General features: G+C 66.5%; 15 protein-coding genes and 1 tRNA gene. 10 read left to right on the top strand and 6 right to left on the bottom strand.

The window, feature by feature from the left end; translation table 11 throughout:
- Positions 1-87: 87 nt before the first annotated feature.
- The 4 genes from QFZ57_RS12445 to QFZ57_RS12430 all read left to right on the top strand — a co-directional run bounded on the left by QFZ57_RS12445 (position 88) and on the right by QFZ57_RS12430 (position 3,195).
- Positions 88-579, top strand: coding sequence for an FMN-binding protein (locus QFZ57_RS12445; RefSeq protein WP_306900497.1), 492 nt, complete (start codon positions 88-90; stop codon positions 577-579).
- Between the two features lie 3 nt (positions 580-582).
- Positions 583-1,455: an FAD:protein FMN transferase gene (locus tag QFZ57_RS12440; RefSeq protein WP_306900496.1), complete on the top strand. Its 873-nt coding sequence runs from the start codon at positions 583-585 to the stop codon at positions 1,453-1,455.
- A complete protein-coding gene (locus QFZ57_RS12435; protein ID WP_306900495.1) occupies positions 1,452-2,996 on the top strand; it encodes a ferredoxin--NADP reductase in 1,545 nt (514 codons plus the stop codon). The genes QFZ57_RS12440 and QFZ57_RS12435 overlap by 4 nt, the downstream gene beginning before the upstream one ends.
- Before the next feature lie 123 nt (positions 2,997-3,119).
- Positions 3,120-3,195, top strand: a tRNA-Arg gene (locus QFZ57_RS12430).
- Between the two features lie 132 nt (positions 3,196-3,327).
- Here QFZ57_RS12430 and QFZ57_RS12425 read toward each other — a convergent pair.
- Positions 3,328-4,278 carry a cation diffusion facilitator family transporter gene (locus tag QFZ57_RS12425; protein WP_306630723.1) on the bottom strand — a complete coding sequence of 317 codons (951 nt, stop codon included), beginning with the start codon at positions 4,276-4,278 and terminating at the stop codon, positions 3,328-3,330.
- A 125-nt stretch (positions 4,279-4,403) separates the two neighbouring features.
- Here QFZ57_RS12425 and QFZ57_RS12420 point away from each other — a divergent pair, with 125 nt between their 5' ends.
- Complete coding sequence (locus QFZ57_RS12420; RefSeq protein ID WP_306900494.1) at positions 4,404-5,456, top strand: M4 family metallopeptidase; 1,053 nt, start codon at positions 4,404-4,406, stop codon at positions 5,454-5,456.
- A gap of 59 nt (positions 5,457-5,515) precedes the next feature.
- A complete protein-coding gene (locus QFZ57_RS12415) occupies positions 5,516-5,851 on the top strand; it encodes a protealysin inhibitor emfourin (protein WP_306630721.1) in 336 nt (111 codons plus the stop codon).
- A gap of 52 nt (positions 5,852-5,903) precedes the next feature.
- Here QFZ57_RS12415 and QFZ57_RS12410 read toward each other — a convergent pair whose 3' ends face one another.
- Positions 5,904-6,872, bottom strand: a complete 969-nt coding sequence (locus QFZ57_RS12410) for a GlxA family transcriptional regulator (RefSeq protein ID WP_306900493.1) — start codon at positions 6,870-6,872, stop codon at positions 5,904-5,906.
- Positions 6,873-6,953: 81 nt separating this feature from the next.
- Here QFZ57_RS12410 and QFZ57_RS12405 point away from each other — a divergent pair, with 81 nt between their 5' ends.
- From QFZ57_RS12405 to QFZ57_RS12395, 3 genes are all read left to right on the top strand, one after another.
- Entirely contained in the window at positions 6,954-7,121 is a 168-nt protein-coding gene (locus QFZ57_RS12405) for a hypothetical protein (protein ID WP_306630719.1), read from the top strand.
- 77 nt (positions 7,122-7,198) lie between these two features.
- Positions 7,199-11,164 carry an ATP-dependent RNA helicase HrpA gene (gene hrpA / locus QFZ57_RS12400; RefSeq protein ID WP_306900492.1) on the top strand — a complete coding sequence of 1,322 codons (3,966 nt, stop codon included), beginning with the start codon at positions 7,199-7,201 and terminating at the stop codon, positions 11,162-11,164.
- Between the two features lie 30 nt (positions 11,165-11,194).
- Positions 11,195-12,178 (top strand): beta-ketoacyl-ACP synthase III, encoded by a 984-nt coding sequence (locus QFZ57_RS12395; RefSeq protein ID WP_306900491.1) that lies wholly within the window; start codon positions 11,195-11,197, stop codon positions 12,176-12,178.
- Positions 12,179-12,217: 39 nt separating this feature from the next.
- Here QFZ57_RS12395 and QFZ57_RS12390 read toward each other — a convergent pair whose 3' ends face one another.
- Genes QFZ57_RS12390 through QFZ57_RS12380 form a run of 3 tightly spaced genes read right to left on the bottom strand, consistent with a single transcriptional unit; the run spans position 12,218 to position 14,759 of the window.
- Entirely contained in the window at positions 12,218-12,646 is a 429-nt protein-coding gene (locus QFZ57_RS12390; protein WP_306630716.1) for an HIT family protein, read from the bottom strand.
- The gene (locus QFZ57_RS12385; RefSeq protein WP_306900490.1) at positions 12,643-13,848 is read right to left on the bottom strand and encodes an NAD(P)-dependent alcohol dehydrogenase; all 1,206 of its coding nucleotides are present in this window, start codon (positions 13,846-13,848) and stop codon (positions 12,643-12,645) included. The genes QFZ57_RS12390 and QFZ57_RS12385 overlap by 4 nt, the downstream gene beginning before the upstream one ends.
- Complete coding sequence (locus QFZ57_RS12380; RefSeq protein WP_306900489.1) at positions 13,845-14,759, bottom strand: sulfurtransferase; 915 nt, start codon at positions 14,757-14,759, stop codon at positions 13,845-13,847. Before QFZ57_RS12380 ends, QFZ57_RS12385 begins: the two co-directional genes overlap by 4 nt.
- A 108-nt stretch (positions 14,760-14,867) precedes the next feature.
- Between QFZ57_RS12380 and QFZ57_RS12375 the strand changes: the two genes are divergently transcribed.
- On the top strand, positions 14,868-15,980 hold the full coding sequence (locus tag QFZ57_RS12375) for a PLP-dependent cysteine synthase family protein (RefSeq protein ID WP_306900488.1): 1,113 nt from the start codon (positions 14,868-14,870) through the stop codon (positions 15,978-15,980).
- Here QFZ57_RS12375 and QFZ57_RS12370 read toward each other — a convergent pair.
- Positions 15,977-16,633 (bottom strand): MBL fold metallo-hydrolase, encoded by a 657-nt coding sequence (locus tag QFZ57_RS12370; RefSeq protein WP_306900487.1) that lies wholly within the window; start codon positions 16,631-16,633, stop codon positions 15,977-15,979. The two genes, QFZ57_RS12375 and QFZ57_RS12370, sit on opposite strands and share 4 nt — an antisense overlap.
- Positions 16,634-16,657: the final 24 nt, after the last annotated feature.

The following is a 16,657-nucleotide window of genomic DNA, read 5'->3' as shown; positions in this document are numbered from 1 at the left end:
TCCGTGAACCATTCAGGCGGATCCGGCGTTGACTAAACCGTAGCCACTGCCGCAGGGCGCAGCCCCAAAAGTGAAACGAGAGCCTTCATGAGACCCTCCAACTCGACAAGCCCCTCCCTACCCCAAGGCACCTTACGCAAAGGCCTTTTTGCCGGTATCGCCGGGCTGTCCCTGGCAGGAACCGTGGCGGGTTGCGCACCGTCCACCGCGGACAGCACCCCTGGGACCGCTGGAAGCCCGGCCACCCCGTCAACCGGCTCTTCCGCTCTTGCCGGCAGCGGCGCCGGTTATAAAGACGGCACCTATAGCGCGGATGGGAACTATGTGTCGCCCAACGGCACGGAAACCGTTGGCGTGCAATTGACGCTTGCAGCGGGAAAAATCACGGACGTGCAGATCACCCAGCACCCGTCCAACCCAAACACCCGCAAATTCCAGGGCGAGTTCGCCGGTGGCATCGCTGCGCAGGTGGTGGGCAGGAACATCGATGAACTGGACGTGTCCAAGGTTGCCGGGTCCTCGCTGACCAGCGGAGGCTTCAACCAGGCCGTAGACAAGATCAGGGCGGAGGCGCAGTAGGCGGTGCCCGTCACGGACTGGGAGGACTTTTCATTCCAGGGGATAGGTACCGAGTGGGAAATCACCACTCCCCTGCCGCTGCCTTCGTCCCTGCGTACGCGCCTTGTGGACAGGGTTGAAGAGTTCGACGGCGACTGGTCCCGTTTCCGCGCCGACTCCCTGGTTGCAGACATGGCACGGGAACCCGGGCGTTACGGATTTCCGGACGAGGCCGCTCCCCTGGGCGAGTTGTACAGCCGGCTCTACCGGGTCACCGACGGCGCCATGACGCCGCTGATTGGCGGCAGCCTGGAGCGCCTGGGATACGACGCAGCATATTCGCTCCGGCCGGCCGGACCGCCGCTCCCCGCGCCGGCCTGGGAATCAGTCCTCACGTGGTCCGGAACAGTGCTGACGGCCAGCGCCCCCGTGGTTCTGGACATCGGCGCCGCGGGCAAGGGCCTGCTGGTCGACCTGCTGGCAGCGGAGTTGCAGGCTGCCGGGATTGGCGCGTTCGTCATCGATGCCAGCGGCGACCTGCTGGTCCGCGGGGCAGGGCCCGTCAGCGTGGCACTTGAACACCCCTACAACCCTGCGCAGGCGATTGGCGTGATCCACCTGGACGGCCGCGCCCTGTGTGCTTCCGCTGCCAACCGCCGCGCCTGGGGCGACGGACTGCACCACGTCCTGGACGGGACCACCGGGCGGCCGGTGCGGACCGCCGTCGCCACCTGGACACTGGCGGAGACCGCCATGGCAGCCGACGCCCTGGCAACGGCCCTGTTCTTTGTCCCCGGCGCCACGCTCCAGGAGACCTTTGATTTTTCGTGGCTGACCGTCTTTTCCGACGGCAGCGCAGCCTATTCCGCCGAATTCGAAGGGACGCTGTACTCATGAGCCCTGTGGAAACGCCGGAAGCCCGACCTGCGCCCTCCCTGGCTGGCCGGATGGGGACAGCCGTGGGCAGGTTCACCATGTACCGGATTGTCCTGGTGGTGCTGGCGGTGCTGGCCGCCTACAGCATTCTGCTCAACGTACTTGGCTGGCTGACCTTCGGCATTCCCGAAATGCTGGCCCATCTGGTGCTGTGCCTGGGCTTGACCTACGCCTCCAACAGGGCACTGGCGGCGCTTTTCCGGGTGAGCCCCCATACGGATTCGTCCCTCATCACGGGGCTGCTGCTGTACTTCCTGTTCTGGCCGTCCCTGGAATCGCGGGATCTGGCCGGGGTGGCACTGGCATGTGTCCTGGCGTCCGCATCTAAATACGCGTTGGCGTGGCAAGGCCGGCACATCTTCAATCCTGCCGCCGCGGGCGCATTTGTCACCGGACTTACCGGGCTGAATATCGCCACGTGGTGGGCAGCGACTCCTGCCATGCTGTGGCTCCTGGTGCCGGGCGTGCTGCTGGTCCTGTACCGGACGCGCAAGGTCCTGATGGCGTCCGCGTTCACCGTTGTGGCCACGGCGGTCATCACCCTTGAGCTGCTTCGCTCGGGCATGACGGCGGGGACGGGCATCTACCAGGCCCTGGCCCAGCGCCCGGTGCTGTTCTTCGTCGGATTCATGCTGACCGAGCCCCTGACGCTGCCGCCGCGGCGCCGGCAGCAGCTGGCGCTGGCCGGCGTCGTTGGCGTTCTGTTCGCTGTCCCCTGGAACCTCGGATTCCTCGCGAATTCGCCGGAGGCAGCTTTGCTGGCGGGTAACCTCCTAGCCTTCCTGGTGGGCCAGCGTGGCCGTGTCAGGCTCCGGTTCACGGGAAGCCGCAGCCTGACCCCGAGTACCACGGAGTTCTCGTTCGAGCCGGCCCGGCCGGTGCGCTTCCTTCCGGGGCAGTACATGGAACTTGACCTGCCGCACGCGAAACCGGATGGGAAGGGCCGACGGCGGGTGTTCAGCCTGACGGGTTCGCCTGGGGAACGGGTGGTGAAATTCGGAGTCCGGACCGCCGAGCCGCTGTCCGCGGCAAAGAAGGTGCTCCTGGCCCTGAAGCCCGGCGATGAGCTGACGGCAACCTCGGTGGGCGGCGACTTTGTCCTGCCACGCGATCCGCGCCGGCCGGTGCTGCTCATTGCCGCCGGCATCGGCATCACGCCCTTTGTTTCGCATCTCTCCTCCGGGGGCCTGCGGGAGCGGGACGCCGTGCTCCTGCTCCTGGCCAGGAGCGCAGATGAGCTGGCCTACGCGGACGAACTGCGGGACTCCGGCGTCCGGGTGCTGGTGCGGTTGGCGGACGGTTCAGAGCCTCCGCCGGACTTTGGCACCGTTGCGGGCGGCGGTGCAAGGCTGGACCCGGAAGGACTGAAGTCACTGGTCCCGGATATCGGAACCCGCGAAGTGTATGTCTCCGGCTCGCCGGCCAGCGTCGCCTCCCTTCGCCGGGCCGCGCGCAACGCAGGGGCCCGGCGGATTCACGTGGACTCGTTCTCCGGATACTGATGCCGCAGCCTTCGTCCCTGCCGGCAGGGCAAAACCCGCCAGGCGGGCGCCGATTTTCCCTTGGGGCCCACCTTCCTGCTAAGCTCTAGGACGTCCCGCCGGCAACGGCAGGAAATCCGGATTGCCCTCGTAGCTCAGGGGATAGAGCGTCTGCCTCCGGAGCAGAAGGTCGTAGGTTCGAATCCTATCGAGGGCACCAACAGAAACCCCGTCACTTCAGGGAAGTGGCGGGGTTTTCGTTTCCCCGTTTCGGCCGCCGCAGCAGTGGTGCCGCAGCTCCAGACCGGACAGGACTGTTCCGGCCCGCCGGGGCCGGCAGATCCCTGCTCGTTTAGTAACGCAAGGCGGCCTCGTCGAGGGTGGCCAGAGTCAGCACGGCTTCCTCGACAGTTTCGTGGTCTTCCAGCTCACGCTCGATGCGGCGGAGGGCCACCGCCACCTCGTGTTCGGGGTGGTCCCCCTGCAGGTCCACGGCCGCCACAAGGTACAGCTTGCGGGGACCAACGAATTCCAGGTGCAGGTACGTGAGCCGGGCGATCCCGGGGTGCTCCAGCACCCGGCGGGCCATGGACCGCTCGATGTCGGGGGTTACACCCTGGCCCACCAGGAAGCGCCTGTTGCGGTCGATCAGGACAACGGCGACGACGGCCAGCAGCACGCCGACGGCAATCGAACCGATCGCATCGGGCAGTGGTGATCCGGTGACCTGGTGCAGGAACACGCCCACGAATGCCACGACGAGGCCGATCAGCGCGGCAGCATCCTCGGCGAAGACGGCGCGCAGGGTGGGATCGGAGCTGATGAGGACCTGCTCGAGCGTGTGCCGGTCCAGCTCATGGGCCGCCTTCCTGGTCTGCCGGAAGGCCTGGACGAAGGAGATCCCTTCGAGCACGAAAGCTACGGCAAGGACCACGTAGGCCACACCGAAGTCCGACGCCGGCTCGGGCTCAATGATCTGCTGGACGCCGTGCATGATGGACACCACTGCGCCGGCGGTAAAAAGTCCGAAAGCGGCGAACATGGACCACACGTAGGCTTCCCGGCCGTAGCCCATGGGATGGCCCTCGTCCCGGGGGCGGGCAGAGCGGCGCTCCGCGAAGAACAGGAATACCTGGTTTCCGGTATCCGCCCAGGAATGGGCTGCCTCCGCTGCCATGGAGGCCGAGCCGGTAAGGACAGCGGCCACTGACTTTGCCGCCGCCACGAGCGTGTTGGCTACGAATGCGATGATGACCGTCAGCATGGTGGAGCTTTTGGTGGGTTCCTTTTCGGTTTCAGCCATGGGCCTACCGTACCCATCCGGGCCTGGTGCAGTGCCCGGGACGCTGTTTAATTTTCGCCCGCCGCCTGCCGTTGATTGTCAGTGGCTCCTCTTAGGCTGAAACCACCTAGCTGAGGGAGTACGCCATGCAAGTTCAGTTCTGTTCCATCGTTCCGCCCTACTTGTTGCGGCGGCTGGCGCACCAGGATGCACCCGGGTTCTCTTCGGCGGCAAGCGCCGCCAGGAAAGCCCTGGGCCACGTCGAATCATTCCAGGCTGCACGTGCACAAGCCGCCACGGTCCCGCCCTCCAGCCTGCGCCAGGTAGCGCCGGGCCCGGTGAACCGCACCATCTATGATGCCGGCGGCGAGGAAACCTTGCCTGGCAGGGTCATCCGTAAAGAAGGCGGACCGGCCACCAGCGATGTTGCCGCCGATGAGGCCTATGACGGATTGGGGCACACGCATCGGCTGTACGCCGACGCGTTCGGCCGGAATTCGATTGACGGGCGCGGGTTGAAACTTGACGCCACGGTCCACTTCGGAAACCTGTACGACAACGCTTTCTGGAACGGCAGCCAGATGGTGTTCGGTGATGGCGACGGTGACGTCTTTGAACGGTTCACAAAGTCCCTGAGCGTTATCGGACACGAACTGGCGCACGGCGTCACCCAGTACTCGGCCGGGCTGGCGTACCGGAACCAGGCGGGCGCGCTGAATGAATCGATGTCCGATGTCTTCGGTGTGCTCGTTGAGCAGTACGTGAAGAACCAGTCAGCCGCCCAGGCCAGTTGGCTGATCGGGGAAGGCCTGTTTACGCCCAAGGTCCAGGGGCTGGCCCTGCGGTCCATGAAAGCACCCGGAACGGCATACGACGACGACGTGCTGGGCAAGGACCCGCAGCCCGACTCCATGGACTCCTATGTCCGGACCAGCGCCGACAACGGCGGCGTCCACATCAACTCCGGCATCCCCAACCGCGCGTTCTACCTGGTTGCCGACACCTTGGGCGGCTATGCCTGGGAGGCGCCGGGCCGCATCTGGTACGAGACACTCACCAACGGTTCGCTGCCGCCGGCAGCAACGTTTTCCGTCTTTGCGCGTGCCACGGTGCGTTCCGCCGCGGATCTGTTCGGATTGGATTCGCCGGAGCATGACGCTGTACGAGTCGCGTGGGAGACTGTAAAGGTCAAGGTTTAACCACTCCCCGCTGTCCCGTCACAGGCCGCCGGGGCATATGGAAGCCCAGAGGCCAGGCCATGAAGATCAAGGTGGAGCGGAGCGGCGGGATCGCCGCGATGACGCGGGTTTGGACGGTGGACGCGCAAACGGACAGCGACCTCAGCCAGTGGCAGCCCCTTGTTGAAGCCTGCCCCTGGGATGCAGTACCCAGCACTCAGCGGGCAGCCGCTGCGGCGTTCGAGGCACCGCAGCCGGACCGCTTCATGTACTCGATCACGGCAGGGCAGCGCAGGGCTGCCCTGCCGGAACAGGCCGTGACCGGTCCCTGGCGGGTGCTGGTGGACCGCACCCGGGCAGCAGCCCAGGAGTCCGGGACCGGGCAGGGCACCTCCACCCCTCGCAGCACGGAATAACACTCCCGGGCTGTACCCGGACAGCAGCCCAACCAAGGTAGGAGGACCGCAATCAGCCTGCCTCGGCCAGCTGCCCCCGGAAAGCCCGGCGGTAGGACTGCGGGCTGGTGTCGAGGACCTTGGCAAAGTGGTGCCGCAACAGGACCGGGTGGCCGAACCCGGCTTCCCTGGCGATCTCGTCGATGTTCAAATCGGTCGTTTCCAGCAGCTCCTGTGCCCGGATTACCCGCTGCGAGTTGAGCCAGGCCGCAGGCGTGGCGCCCGTTTCGGAACGGAATTTCCTGGCAAAGGTCCTCGGTGACATGTGTACGAGGGCTGCCAGCTCGTTGACGGTATGCTCACGGTCCAGGCTCTGCACCATCCACCTCAGCAGTTCCTCCATGGGCGCCGAGCCGCAGGTGGGCATGGGCCGGTCGATGAACTGGGCCTGGCCGCCGTCGCGGTGCGGCGGAACCACCATGTCCCGGGCGATCGCGGCGGCAACGTTCGCCCCCAGTTCCAGCCGCACGAGGTGCAGGCATGCGTCGATGCCGGCAGCGGTTCCGGCGGAGGAAATGATGTTGCCGTCCTGCACATAGAGGACGTTCTCATCCACCCGTACGGCCGGGTAGGCGTCGGCCAGGTCGCGGGAGTAGTGCCAGTGCGTGGTGCAGCGGCGGCCATCCAGCAGGCCTGCGCGGGCCAGCGCGAACGCTCCTGAGCAGATCGACATGACCCACGCGCCCCTGGCGTCAGCGGCCTGAAGGGCAGCGAGCACAGGCTCAGGCAATTCCTGGTCCCGCTCAAAGGGAGCCATGATCACCAGGTCCGCATCCTCCGTGGCTTCCAGCCCATGGCTCACGTTCATGGACAACCCCGACCTCATGGGGACATTGCCCGGCTCCGGGGTGCACACCCGGAAATCAAAGGCCGGGACGCCGCTCTCCCGGCCGGACCTGTCGATCCCGAAGACCTCGCACGCCGTTCCGAATTCGAAGATCGAAAAGTTGGGAACCACAATCACGGCTACCGATTTCAGCATGCTTCCATTGTGGCAGGAATTTTAGCTTTTTGGGCATTTCTGCCACTGTTGGGTTGGAACCGTGAAGAGAAGCATGGAGCCATGGAAATCTTCGCAACCATCATCGTCATCCTGCTCGTTCTTCTCGCTGCCGCCACCATCGCAGCGCTCCTCCGCGACGGCCGCGGGCACACCCCTCCCGTCAGCTCCCACGAGGCATGGTCAGCTCTGGACCTTCCCAGCACCAGCTACACCCTGCGCATCTTCTAGTAAGCCCAGCACCGCAAGGAACGCCGCAGGCAGTCGAACCGGAGGGCCGGCCCCGCCGCAGTAGACTGTCTGCAGCCATGACTTTTCATATCTCCTATCCCGCCGAGCTGCCGGTTTCCGAGCGCCGCGAGGACCTGATGGCCGCGATCGCCGCCAACCAGGTGACCATCATCGCCGGCGAGACCGGCTCCGGAAAGACCACGCAGATCCCCAAGATGTGCCTGGAACTGGGCCTGGGCGAGAAGGGCCTGATCGGGCACACGCAGCCCCGGCGGCTGGCAGCCCGGACGGTGGCCGAGCGCATCGCGGAAGAACTTGGCGTTGAAATCGGCCAGGAGGTGGGCTTCCAGGTCCGGTTCACGGGTGAGGTAAGCAAGGAAACCAAGGTCAAGCTGATGACCGACGGCATCCTGCTCGCCGAGATCCAGCGGGACAAACTGCTGCGCAGGTACAGCACCATCATCATTGACGAGGCACACGAACGAAGCCTCAACATCGACTTCATCCTGGGCTACCTGAAGCGGGTCCTGCCGCAGCGGCCGGACTTGAAGGTCATCATCACCTCGGCCACCATCGATCCCGAACGGTTCGCCAACCATTTCGGCACCCCGGACAAGCCCGCCCCCATCGTCGAAGTCTCGGGCCGGACCTACCCCGTGGAGATCCGCTACCGGCCGTTGTCGCAGCCGAAGTCCGAGGATGACGAGGCCTCGGATGACGAACTCGAAGAGGACCGCGACCCCCTGGATGCCGTCTGCGATGCCGTGGACGAACTCGCAGCGGAAGCCCCCGGCGACATCCTGGTCTTCTTCTCCGGCGAGCGCGAAATCCGCGATGCCGCAGACGCACTGCAGGCACGTATCCAGTCCAACCGCAGGCTGGCCAATACCGAGATCCTCCCCCTGTTCGCGCGGCTGAGCCTCCAGGAGCAGCACAAGGTGTTCCACCCGGGCAGCAGGCGACGGATCGTGCTGGCCACCAACGTGGCGGAAACGTCGCTGACGGTACCGGGCATCAAGTACGTCATCGATACCGGCACGGCCCGCATTTCCCGGTATTCACACCGCACCAAGGTCCAGCGCCTCCCCATCGAGCGCGTCTCGCAGGCATCTGCCAACCAGCGCTCAGGCCGCTGCGGGCGCGTGTCTGACGGCATCGCCATCCGCCTGTACTCCGAGGAGGACTTCGAGTCGCGGCCCCGGTTCACCGATCCGGAAATCCTGCGCACCAACCTTGCCGCCGTCATCCTCCAGATGACCGCCATGGGAGTGGCGAAAGGGCCCAGGGACGTCGAGGAGTTCCCCTTCGTCGAGCCGCCGGAAACACGGGCCATCAACGACGGCGTCACCCTCCTTCGCGAGCTCGGCGCCCTGGCTCCCCCACGCCCCCAGGGCAAGGGCGGCAAGCCCGAAGGGGGCGGCGGCCTCACCGCCGTCGGACAAAAGCTCGCCCAGCTGCCCGTGGATCCCCGCCTGGGCCGGATGATCGTGGAAGCCGGGAAACGGGGCTGCGTCCGCGAAGTCATGGTCCTGGCGGCCGCGCTGACCATCCAGGATCCGCGGGAACGGCCCACCGACAAGCAGCAGCTGGCCGCGGAGAAGCACAACCGCTTCCGGGACGAGAACTCCGACTTCACCGGCTACCTGAACCTCTGGAACTACCTGCAGGAGAAACAGCAGGAGCTGTCGTCGTCGGCTTTCCGCCGGCTGTGCCGTGCCGAATTCATCAACTACCTCCGGGTGCGGGAATGGCAGGACCTCTTCGCCCAGCTGCGCCAGCTCGCCCGGCCGCTGGGGATCAGCCTGGACAACAAGCGCCTGGCGGATCCCGTGGGCAACCATGACGGGATCCATATCAGCCTGCTCTCCGGGCTGCTGAGCCATATCGGCATCCTGGACGAGCGCAAGCGCGAATACGCAGGTGCCCGCGGCAGCCGCTTCGCAATCTTCCCCGGCTCCGCGCTGTTCAAGAAGTCCCCCACCTTCGTCATGGCGGCCGAACTGGTGGAAACCAGCAGGCTGTGGGCAAGGGTGGCCGCGAAGTTCGACCCCCTGTGGGCCGAGCAGGTGGCGCCGGACCTGGTGAAGCGCAGCTACAGCGAACCGCACTGGTCCACCCGGCAGGGCGCCGTCATGGCGTATGAAAAAGTCACCCTCTATGGCGTTCCGATCATCGCCCAGCGGCGGATCAACTATGGCCGCGTGGACCCGGTGGTGGCCCGGGAACTCTTCATCCGGCATGCCCTGGTGGAAGGCGACTGGAAGACCCACCACAAGTTCTTCCACCGAAACCGCGCCCTCCTGCATGAGGTGGAGGAACTCGAGGCACGCATGCGCCGGCGCGACCTGTTGGTCGATGACGAGACGCTGTTTGAGTTCTACGACGCCAGGATCGGCCCCGAGGTGGTTTCCGAACGGCACTTCGACAAGTGGTGGAAGGATGCCCGCAGGGAGAACCCGGACCTCCTGGACTACGACAAATCGCTGCTCCTCAGCGACGACGCCGAGGAACTGGATGAATCCGCATACCCCAAGACCTGGCTGCACAGGGGCTTCGAGCTTCCGCTGACCTACGAGTTCCATCCCGTGGCTCCTGGTTCGCCGCCCAATCCGTCCGACGGCGTCACGGCCGAAGTTCCCGTCCTGTTCCTCAACCAGCTGGACGACGCCCCGTTCCGGTGGCTGATCCCGGGCCAGCGCGTTGAGCTGGTGACCGCGCTGATCAAATCGCTGCCCAAGCAGGTCCGGAAGAATTTCGTTCCGGCGCCCGATGTTGCCCGGCAGGCGGTGGCCGTCCTCGAATCGGACTTCGATCCCGCCACGGATGAACTGGAGCCGTCACTGGAACTCGCCCTGCGGCGGATCCGGGGCGCCGTCATCCCGCCCGGCTCCTGGAACTGGGACGCCGTCCCTCCGCACCTCCGCGTGAGTTTCAAGGTGGTGGACAGCAAGGGCAAGGTCCTGGGCGAAGGAAAGGACCTGGCGGAACTGCAGGAGAGGCTGGCCCCCGCCACCCGGCGTGCCATCGCCGAATCGCTCGGCGCCACCCCGGCCTCCGCTGCATCCGGCGCCGGCGGCAGTGCTCAGCGCAGGAACGGCACGGCGTCCGACGGCGGAGCATCCGTAGGGCAGCAGGCCACCGGGGTGTCCGGAGCCCCCGCCGGGGCCGGCCTCGTGGAGCAGGAGGGCCTGACGGAATGGACTTTCGGCACCATCGAGCGCCAGGTGAACAGCGTGGTCAAAGGCCACACCATCACCGGCTATCCGGCCCTGGTGGACCAGGGTACATCGGTGTCGCTGCGGGTCTTCCAGACACAGGAGGAACAGCTGGACGCCATGCGCGGCGGCGTGATCCGTCTCCTGGCACTGCGGGTTCCGGCACCGGACCGCTACGTCCTGGAGCACCTGAGCAACACGGAAAAGCTCACCTTCAGCCAAAATCCGCACGGCTCGGTGTCCGCGCTCATCGCCGACTGCGCGCTGGCGGCCATCGACAAGCTAACGCCCGCGGACCTTCCCTGGGACCGCAAGGCCTTCGACCAGCTTTATGAGCTGGTGCGCGCCGAACTGATCGATACCGTCTTCACGGTCACCGCCGTCGTTGAACGCATCCTGGCCAGCACCAGGCGGATCGAAAAGCAGCTCAAGGGCACCACCAGCCTGGCCCTGATCAGCGCGCTGAACGACATCAAGAGCCAGCTCGAACAACTTGTGTATCCGGGTTTTGTGGCACGCACGGGCTACGCGCAGCTCAGCCAGTTGCCGCGGTACCTCGCAGCGATCGAGAAGCGGCTGGAGCGCCTGCCCGGCAACGTCCAGCGCGACGCCCTTAGCATGGCTGTGGTCCAGCGGCTTGAGGACGACTACGACAACGCCGTCTCGGCGCTGCTGCCCGGCCGCCGTGCCGGACGTGAGTTAACCCAGGTGCGCTGGATGCTCGAGGAGCTTCGGGTAAGCCTGTTCGCCGTCGAGCTCGGCACTGCCTACTCGGTGTCCGAGAAGCGGATCCGCGCCGTGCTCAACAAAGCGCTTGCCCCCGCCTAGCGGCGGCCAGCCACCCACGAGAGGAATCCAATGAAGCTCACGCTTGCCCAGGGACCGGCAGGGACAGAAATCGCAGGGCTCGGCCACGCACAGCCCGCGCGCATCATGGACAACCATGAGCTCGAAGCCATGATGGACACGAACGATGAGTGGATCCGCCAACGCACCGGCATCGTCACAAGGCGTATTGCCGGCGAGGGCGAGACAGTGGTGGACCTTGCGGTTCCCGCGGCCCGGATGGCACTGGCCGATTCGGGGGTCGCTGCCGCGGACATCGACCTCGTGGTGGTTGCCACGACGACGGCCGCCGAACGCTCCCCCAACACCGCCGGCCGCGTAGCCGAGGCGCTGGGGTTGGGACGGGACGGCCGGGGCCCGGGAATCCTGGATGTCAACACGGCCTGTTCCGGTTTCGAGTACGCCCTTGCCGTGGCCGACCAGGCCATCCGCAGCGGAAGCGCCTCCCACGCGATCGTGGTCGGTGCGGAAACCCTGTCGGCGGTCACTGACTGGACGGACCGCGCGACGGCGGTGCTCACCGCCGACGGTGCCGGTGCCGCCGTCGTGCGCCCGTCCGCGAGGCCCCGGATTGGGCCGGTGGTGTGGGGGTCGGAGGACGGGATGGCCGACGCTGTACGCATCTCCCCGCCCACGGGCAGGTTTTCGCAGAACGGCCGCGAGGTGTTGCGGTGGGCCCTTACCAAGGCGCCGGAACGTGCCCGCGAAACGGTGGCCAAAGCGGGACTGGCCTTGGACGACATCCAGGTCCTGGCCGCGCACCAGGCCAACCTTCGCATCATTGAACCGCTTGCGGAAGCCCTGGGCCTGTCGGACCGGATTGTCATTACCGATGTCACTGAATCAGGGAACACATCCGCCGCGAGCGTACCGCTCGGGCTGAGCAAATGGTGGCATTCCGGAAAAATCCCGGCGGACGTCCCCGCACTGCTGTTCGGCTTCGGCGGCGGCTTCACCTATGCAGGCATGGTGGCGATGACGCCGCGACGGAGCTGACCTTCCCGGTTACGGCCCCGCGGCAGCGGGGGCGGGAAGTTACGACGCCGGAACGAACTCCCCGTAGCCGGCCGCGCGGAGGCCTTCGCGCAATTTCTCCGCGTTGGCGTCCAGGACTGCGGGATCCGGATTCTGGTCCGCCGAGCCGAAGTCAAAGTCGGCCATACTTTGCGATGGCCACACGTGGACGTGCAGATGGTTGACTTCGTAGCCGGCCACGATCAGGCCCGCCCGCCGCGCCCCGAAAACGTCCACCTGGACCGCACCGATGCGCCGGGCCACTTCCATGACTTTGGCAAGGGTTTCCGGCGGGGCATCCGTCCAGCGGTCAACTTCTTCGGTGGGAACCACCAGCGTGTGGCCGTCCGCGAGCGGCCCGGTGGTGAGGAACGCCGAAACGTCGTCCTCGCGCCACACAAAACGGCCCGGGATCTCGCCCTTCAGGATCTTCGTGAAAATCGTGCTCATGCGTCTGCCTCCCTGGCTTCTTCCCGCAGTGTGCCGGTGTCCAGCACAAACCGGTACTTTACGTCTCCTGCCACCATCCGGTCGTACGCCTCATTCAGCTGCCCGGCGGTCACCATCTCAATGTCGGCCACCACGCCGTGCCCAGCACAGAAGTCCAGCATCTCCTGGGTTTCGGCGATGCCCCCGATCAGGGATCCGGCGTAGGCGATCCTGCGCCTGATCAGGGCCCCCGGATTGACCGGCGGCATGGCCTCGGACGGCAGTCCCAACTGGAACAATGCCCCGTCCACGCGCAGGGCGCGGAAGAAGGGGTTCAGGTCATGCGGGGCGGCAACGGTATCAATAATCAGGTCGATGGTCCGGTCCGCGGCAGCCATGGCGGCCTCATCACGGGACAGGACAACCTCGTCCGCTCCAAGCTCCAGCGCGGCCGCAACCTTGGACTCCGAGGTGGTGAACACCACCACCCTTGCCCCCATCGCCTTTGCCAGCTTGACGGCCATGTGACCGAGCCCGCCAAGCCCGACGACGCCCACCACGTCGCCTTCCCCGACGTCGAAGTGGCGCAGCGGCGAGAACGTGGTGACGCCGGCGCACAGCAGGGGCGCGACAGCGGCCGGGTCCAGCGACTCGGGGACCCGGAGCACGTAACGGCGGTCCACCACGATGGACGTGGAGTAGCCGCCCTGGCTGATGGCGCCGCCGTTCCGCCGGTCCTTTGCGCCGTAGGTGCCGGTCATCCCGTTTTCGCAGTACTGCTCCAGGCCGTCAAGGCAACTGTCGCACTCACGGCAGGAGTCCACCATGCAGCCCACGCCCACGCGGTCGCCCACGGCGAATTCCGTGACGCCCGGGCCAACCCTGCTGACGGTTCCCACGATTTCATGGCCGGGTACCAGGGGGTACGTCTGGCCGCCCCATTCCCCACGGGTTGCGTGCACATCCGAGTGGCAGAGCCCGCAGAACTCGATGGCGATCTCCACGTCATCCGCTTTGGGCGCCCGCCGGGCAACCGTCAGCGGCACCAGTCCGCTGTCCCCGGAGACTGCACCGTAGGCTGCGGCGGTCACGCCGGCGCCTTCCGCCGCAGCTGCCCCGGCTGTACTGCCGGCAGCGGCGGCCAGGGGTCGAACGGGGTTTACGGGTTGGGCGGGGGCTATGGGATTAGCAAGAGGCGGTGGTACGGGACGTCCTGGTGTCATAGTTCGACGCTACCCCCGCCCCAGGCGAAGTTTCCAGCCGGCGTTCCACCCTCGCCGCGGCCCGCTCCGCTCTCCCAGGGTTCCGGGCCAGTGGCCACCGCCAGTTCGGGCCGGTTGGACCACTCCGAAAAGGAGCCGGGGTACAGCGCGGCCGGGAACCCGGCGAGCTCCAGCGCAGCCACCTCATGGGCCGCCGTGACACCGGACCCGCAGTAGACGGCCACCGGCCGGTCAGCCTGCACGCCGAGGGACTCGAACCTCCGGCGCAGCTCCGCCCGGGGCAGGAACCGCCCGGCGTCGTCCACGTTCCCCGTGGTGGGGGCGCTCACCGCTCCGGGAATATGGCCGGCACGGGGATCAACGGGCTCCACCTCGCCCCGGTACCTCTCCCCCGCCCTTGCGTCGAGCAACAGGCCTTTGTGCGGCCAGGCGGCGGCAGTACCGGCGTCGAGCACGGGCATCTGTCCGCTGCCCAGTTCCACGTCTCCCCGCGCGGGATGGACGGGGCCTGACTCAAGCGGCAGGCCGGCGGCACGCCAGGCGCCCAGGCCGCCGTCGAGAAGGTAAACCTCGGCGAGGCCGGCGTCCCGGAGCATCCACCACAGCCTGGCCGCGGCCATGTTCGCGCTGTCATCGTAGGCGACCACGACGTCGCCGTTCCTGATGCCCCAGCTCCGGGCAAACTCCTGGAACTGCGCGGCAGACGGCAGGGGGTGCCGCCCCCGGTCCGGGACTGCCGGGTCCGCAAGCCCGGACGCGAGGTCCACGAACACCGCGCCCGGCAGGTGTTCGGCGAGATAGTGTTCGTGGCCGTGCGGATCTCCCAGCACCCACCGCACATCCAGCAGCACGGTCCGGTGCCCGGCGGCAAGCCTCGCTTCGAGGGCGGGGATATCCATCAGCGGTTTCATGGTGCTCCTTCTGCTGGGTATGGACTGCGGCTGCGGGCAACCATCCTGCTACAGCCAACGGTCCCACTCTAGACGGGCAGTTCCTCTTGCCCCGGGTAGGCTGGATTGGTGACGATCGAGGGCAGCACCGGTAAGAACCATGGCGGAACGGACCGGGATTGGGCCGACCGTGCCATCCGCACCATCACGGCCGAAAACAACCGCTCGGCGGACACCCACCTGTACTCCGTGCCCTTGCCCGAACAGTGGGGCATCCAGCTGTACCTCAAGGACGAGTCCACGCACCGCTCCGGCAGCCTGAAGCACCGGCTGGCCAGATCCCTGTTCCTGTTCGGGCTCGTGAACGGCTGGATCCGCGAGGACACCACCATCGTGGAGGCCTCCAGCGGCAGCACGGCGGTCTCGGAGGCATACTTCGCCCAACTGCTGGGCCTCCCCTTCGTCGCGGTGATGGCGAGCACCACCAGCCGCGAAAAGATCGCGCTGATCGAGAAGTTCGGCGGTTCCTGCCTGCTGGTGGAAAATGCTTCGGATGTCTACTCGATAGCCGAGGAAGTGGCTGCCACCAGCAACGGGCACTACATGGACCAGTTCACGTTCGCCGAGCGGGCCACGGACTGGCGGGGGAACAACAACATCGCCGAATCGATCTTCGGCCAGCTCAGCCTGGAACAGCACCCGGTGCCGGAATGGATCGTGGCAGGCGCCGGCACCGGTGGAACCAGCGCCACGATCGGCCGGTACCTGCGCTACCACAGCCATCCCACACGGCTGCTGGTGGTGGATCCGGAAAACTCCGCGTTCTATCCCGGATGGCTGGGGGAAACAGCCGAACGTCCCACCGGGCTGCCGTCGAGGATCGAAGGCATTGGCCGGGCCCGGATGGAGCCGAGCTTCATCCCCACCGTGATCGACCGGATGGTCCAGGTGCCGGACGCCGCGTCGGTTGCCGCGATGCGGCACCTGAACTTTTTCGCCGGGCTGCACGCCGGTCCGTCCACCGGCACCAACCTGTGGGGAGTCTGGCAGACAGTGGCGCAGATGCTCTCCGAGGGCCGCCAGGGCAGCATCGTGTCGTTGATGTGCGACGGCGGCGAACGGTATGCGGGCAACTACTACAACCAGGACTGGCTGGCTTCCCAGGGGTTGGATCCGGCGCCCTATGAAGCGGTGATTTCGCGCTTCCTGGACACCGGGGAGTGGACCGGCGCCGCAGCCTAGACCTCTACGGACTCGCGGGCGGCCAGGTGCCTGTATTCCGTGCCGTACTTGGCGCCGATCCGTTTGACGTGGCCTTCAACGATGCCCAGGCCGTTCTCGTTGAGCAGCCCGTCATGGATCTGGAACGCCCTCGGTGCCCGCACCCCGATGACGAAGTCCACCACCTCGGCCGACTTGCTCCACGGCGCGTGCAGCGGGACCAGGAGGGTCTGGACCTTGATGCCGTCCGGGATGATGAAGGAATCCCCCGGGTGGTAGACGTTGCCGTCCACCAGGAAGCCGATGTTGGCCACCACGGGGATCTGCGGGTGGATCAGGGCATGCTGGCCGCCGAAACTGCGGATGTCGAAGCCGGCGGCCTGGAAGGACTGGCCGGGTTCCACGCTGTGGATGCGGTCCGCGGCAGCGGGAGTTTCCCCACGCAGCTGGCCGGCAACGCCTTCCGGCGCATAAAGTGCCAGATCCCTGTTCGATTCCAGGGCGGCCACCACGGCTTTGGTATCAATATGGTCCGCGTGTTCGTGCGTCACCAGGACCGCCTGCGCCCCCGACAGCGCCTCGGCCGATTCGGAAAAGGTGCCGGGATCGAGGACCAGGACGCCGCCTTCCTTCTCGAGCCGGACACAGGCATGGGTGTATTTGGTCAGCTTCATAGCGCCAGCCTAGGGTCCATCCCG

The sequence above is a fragment of the Arthrobacter sp. B1I2 genome (genome assembly GCF_030816485.1).
Classification (GTDB): Bacteria; Actinomycetota; Actinomycetes; order Actinomycetales; family Micrococcaceae; genus Arthrobacter.
Note: the sequence above shows the minus strand (reverse complement) of the source record. Positions and strands in the feature narration are given on the sequence as shown.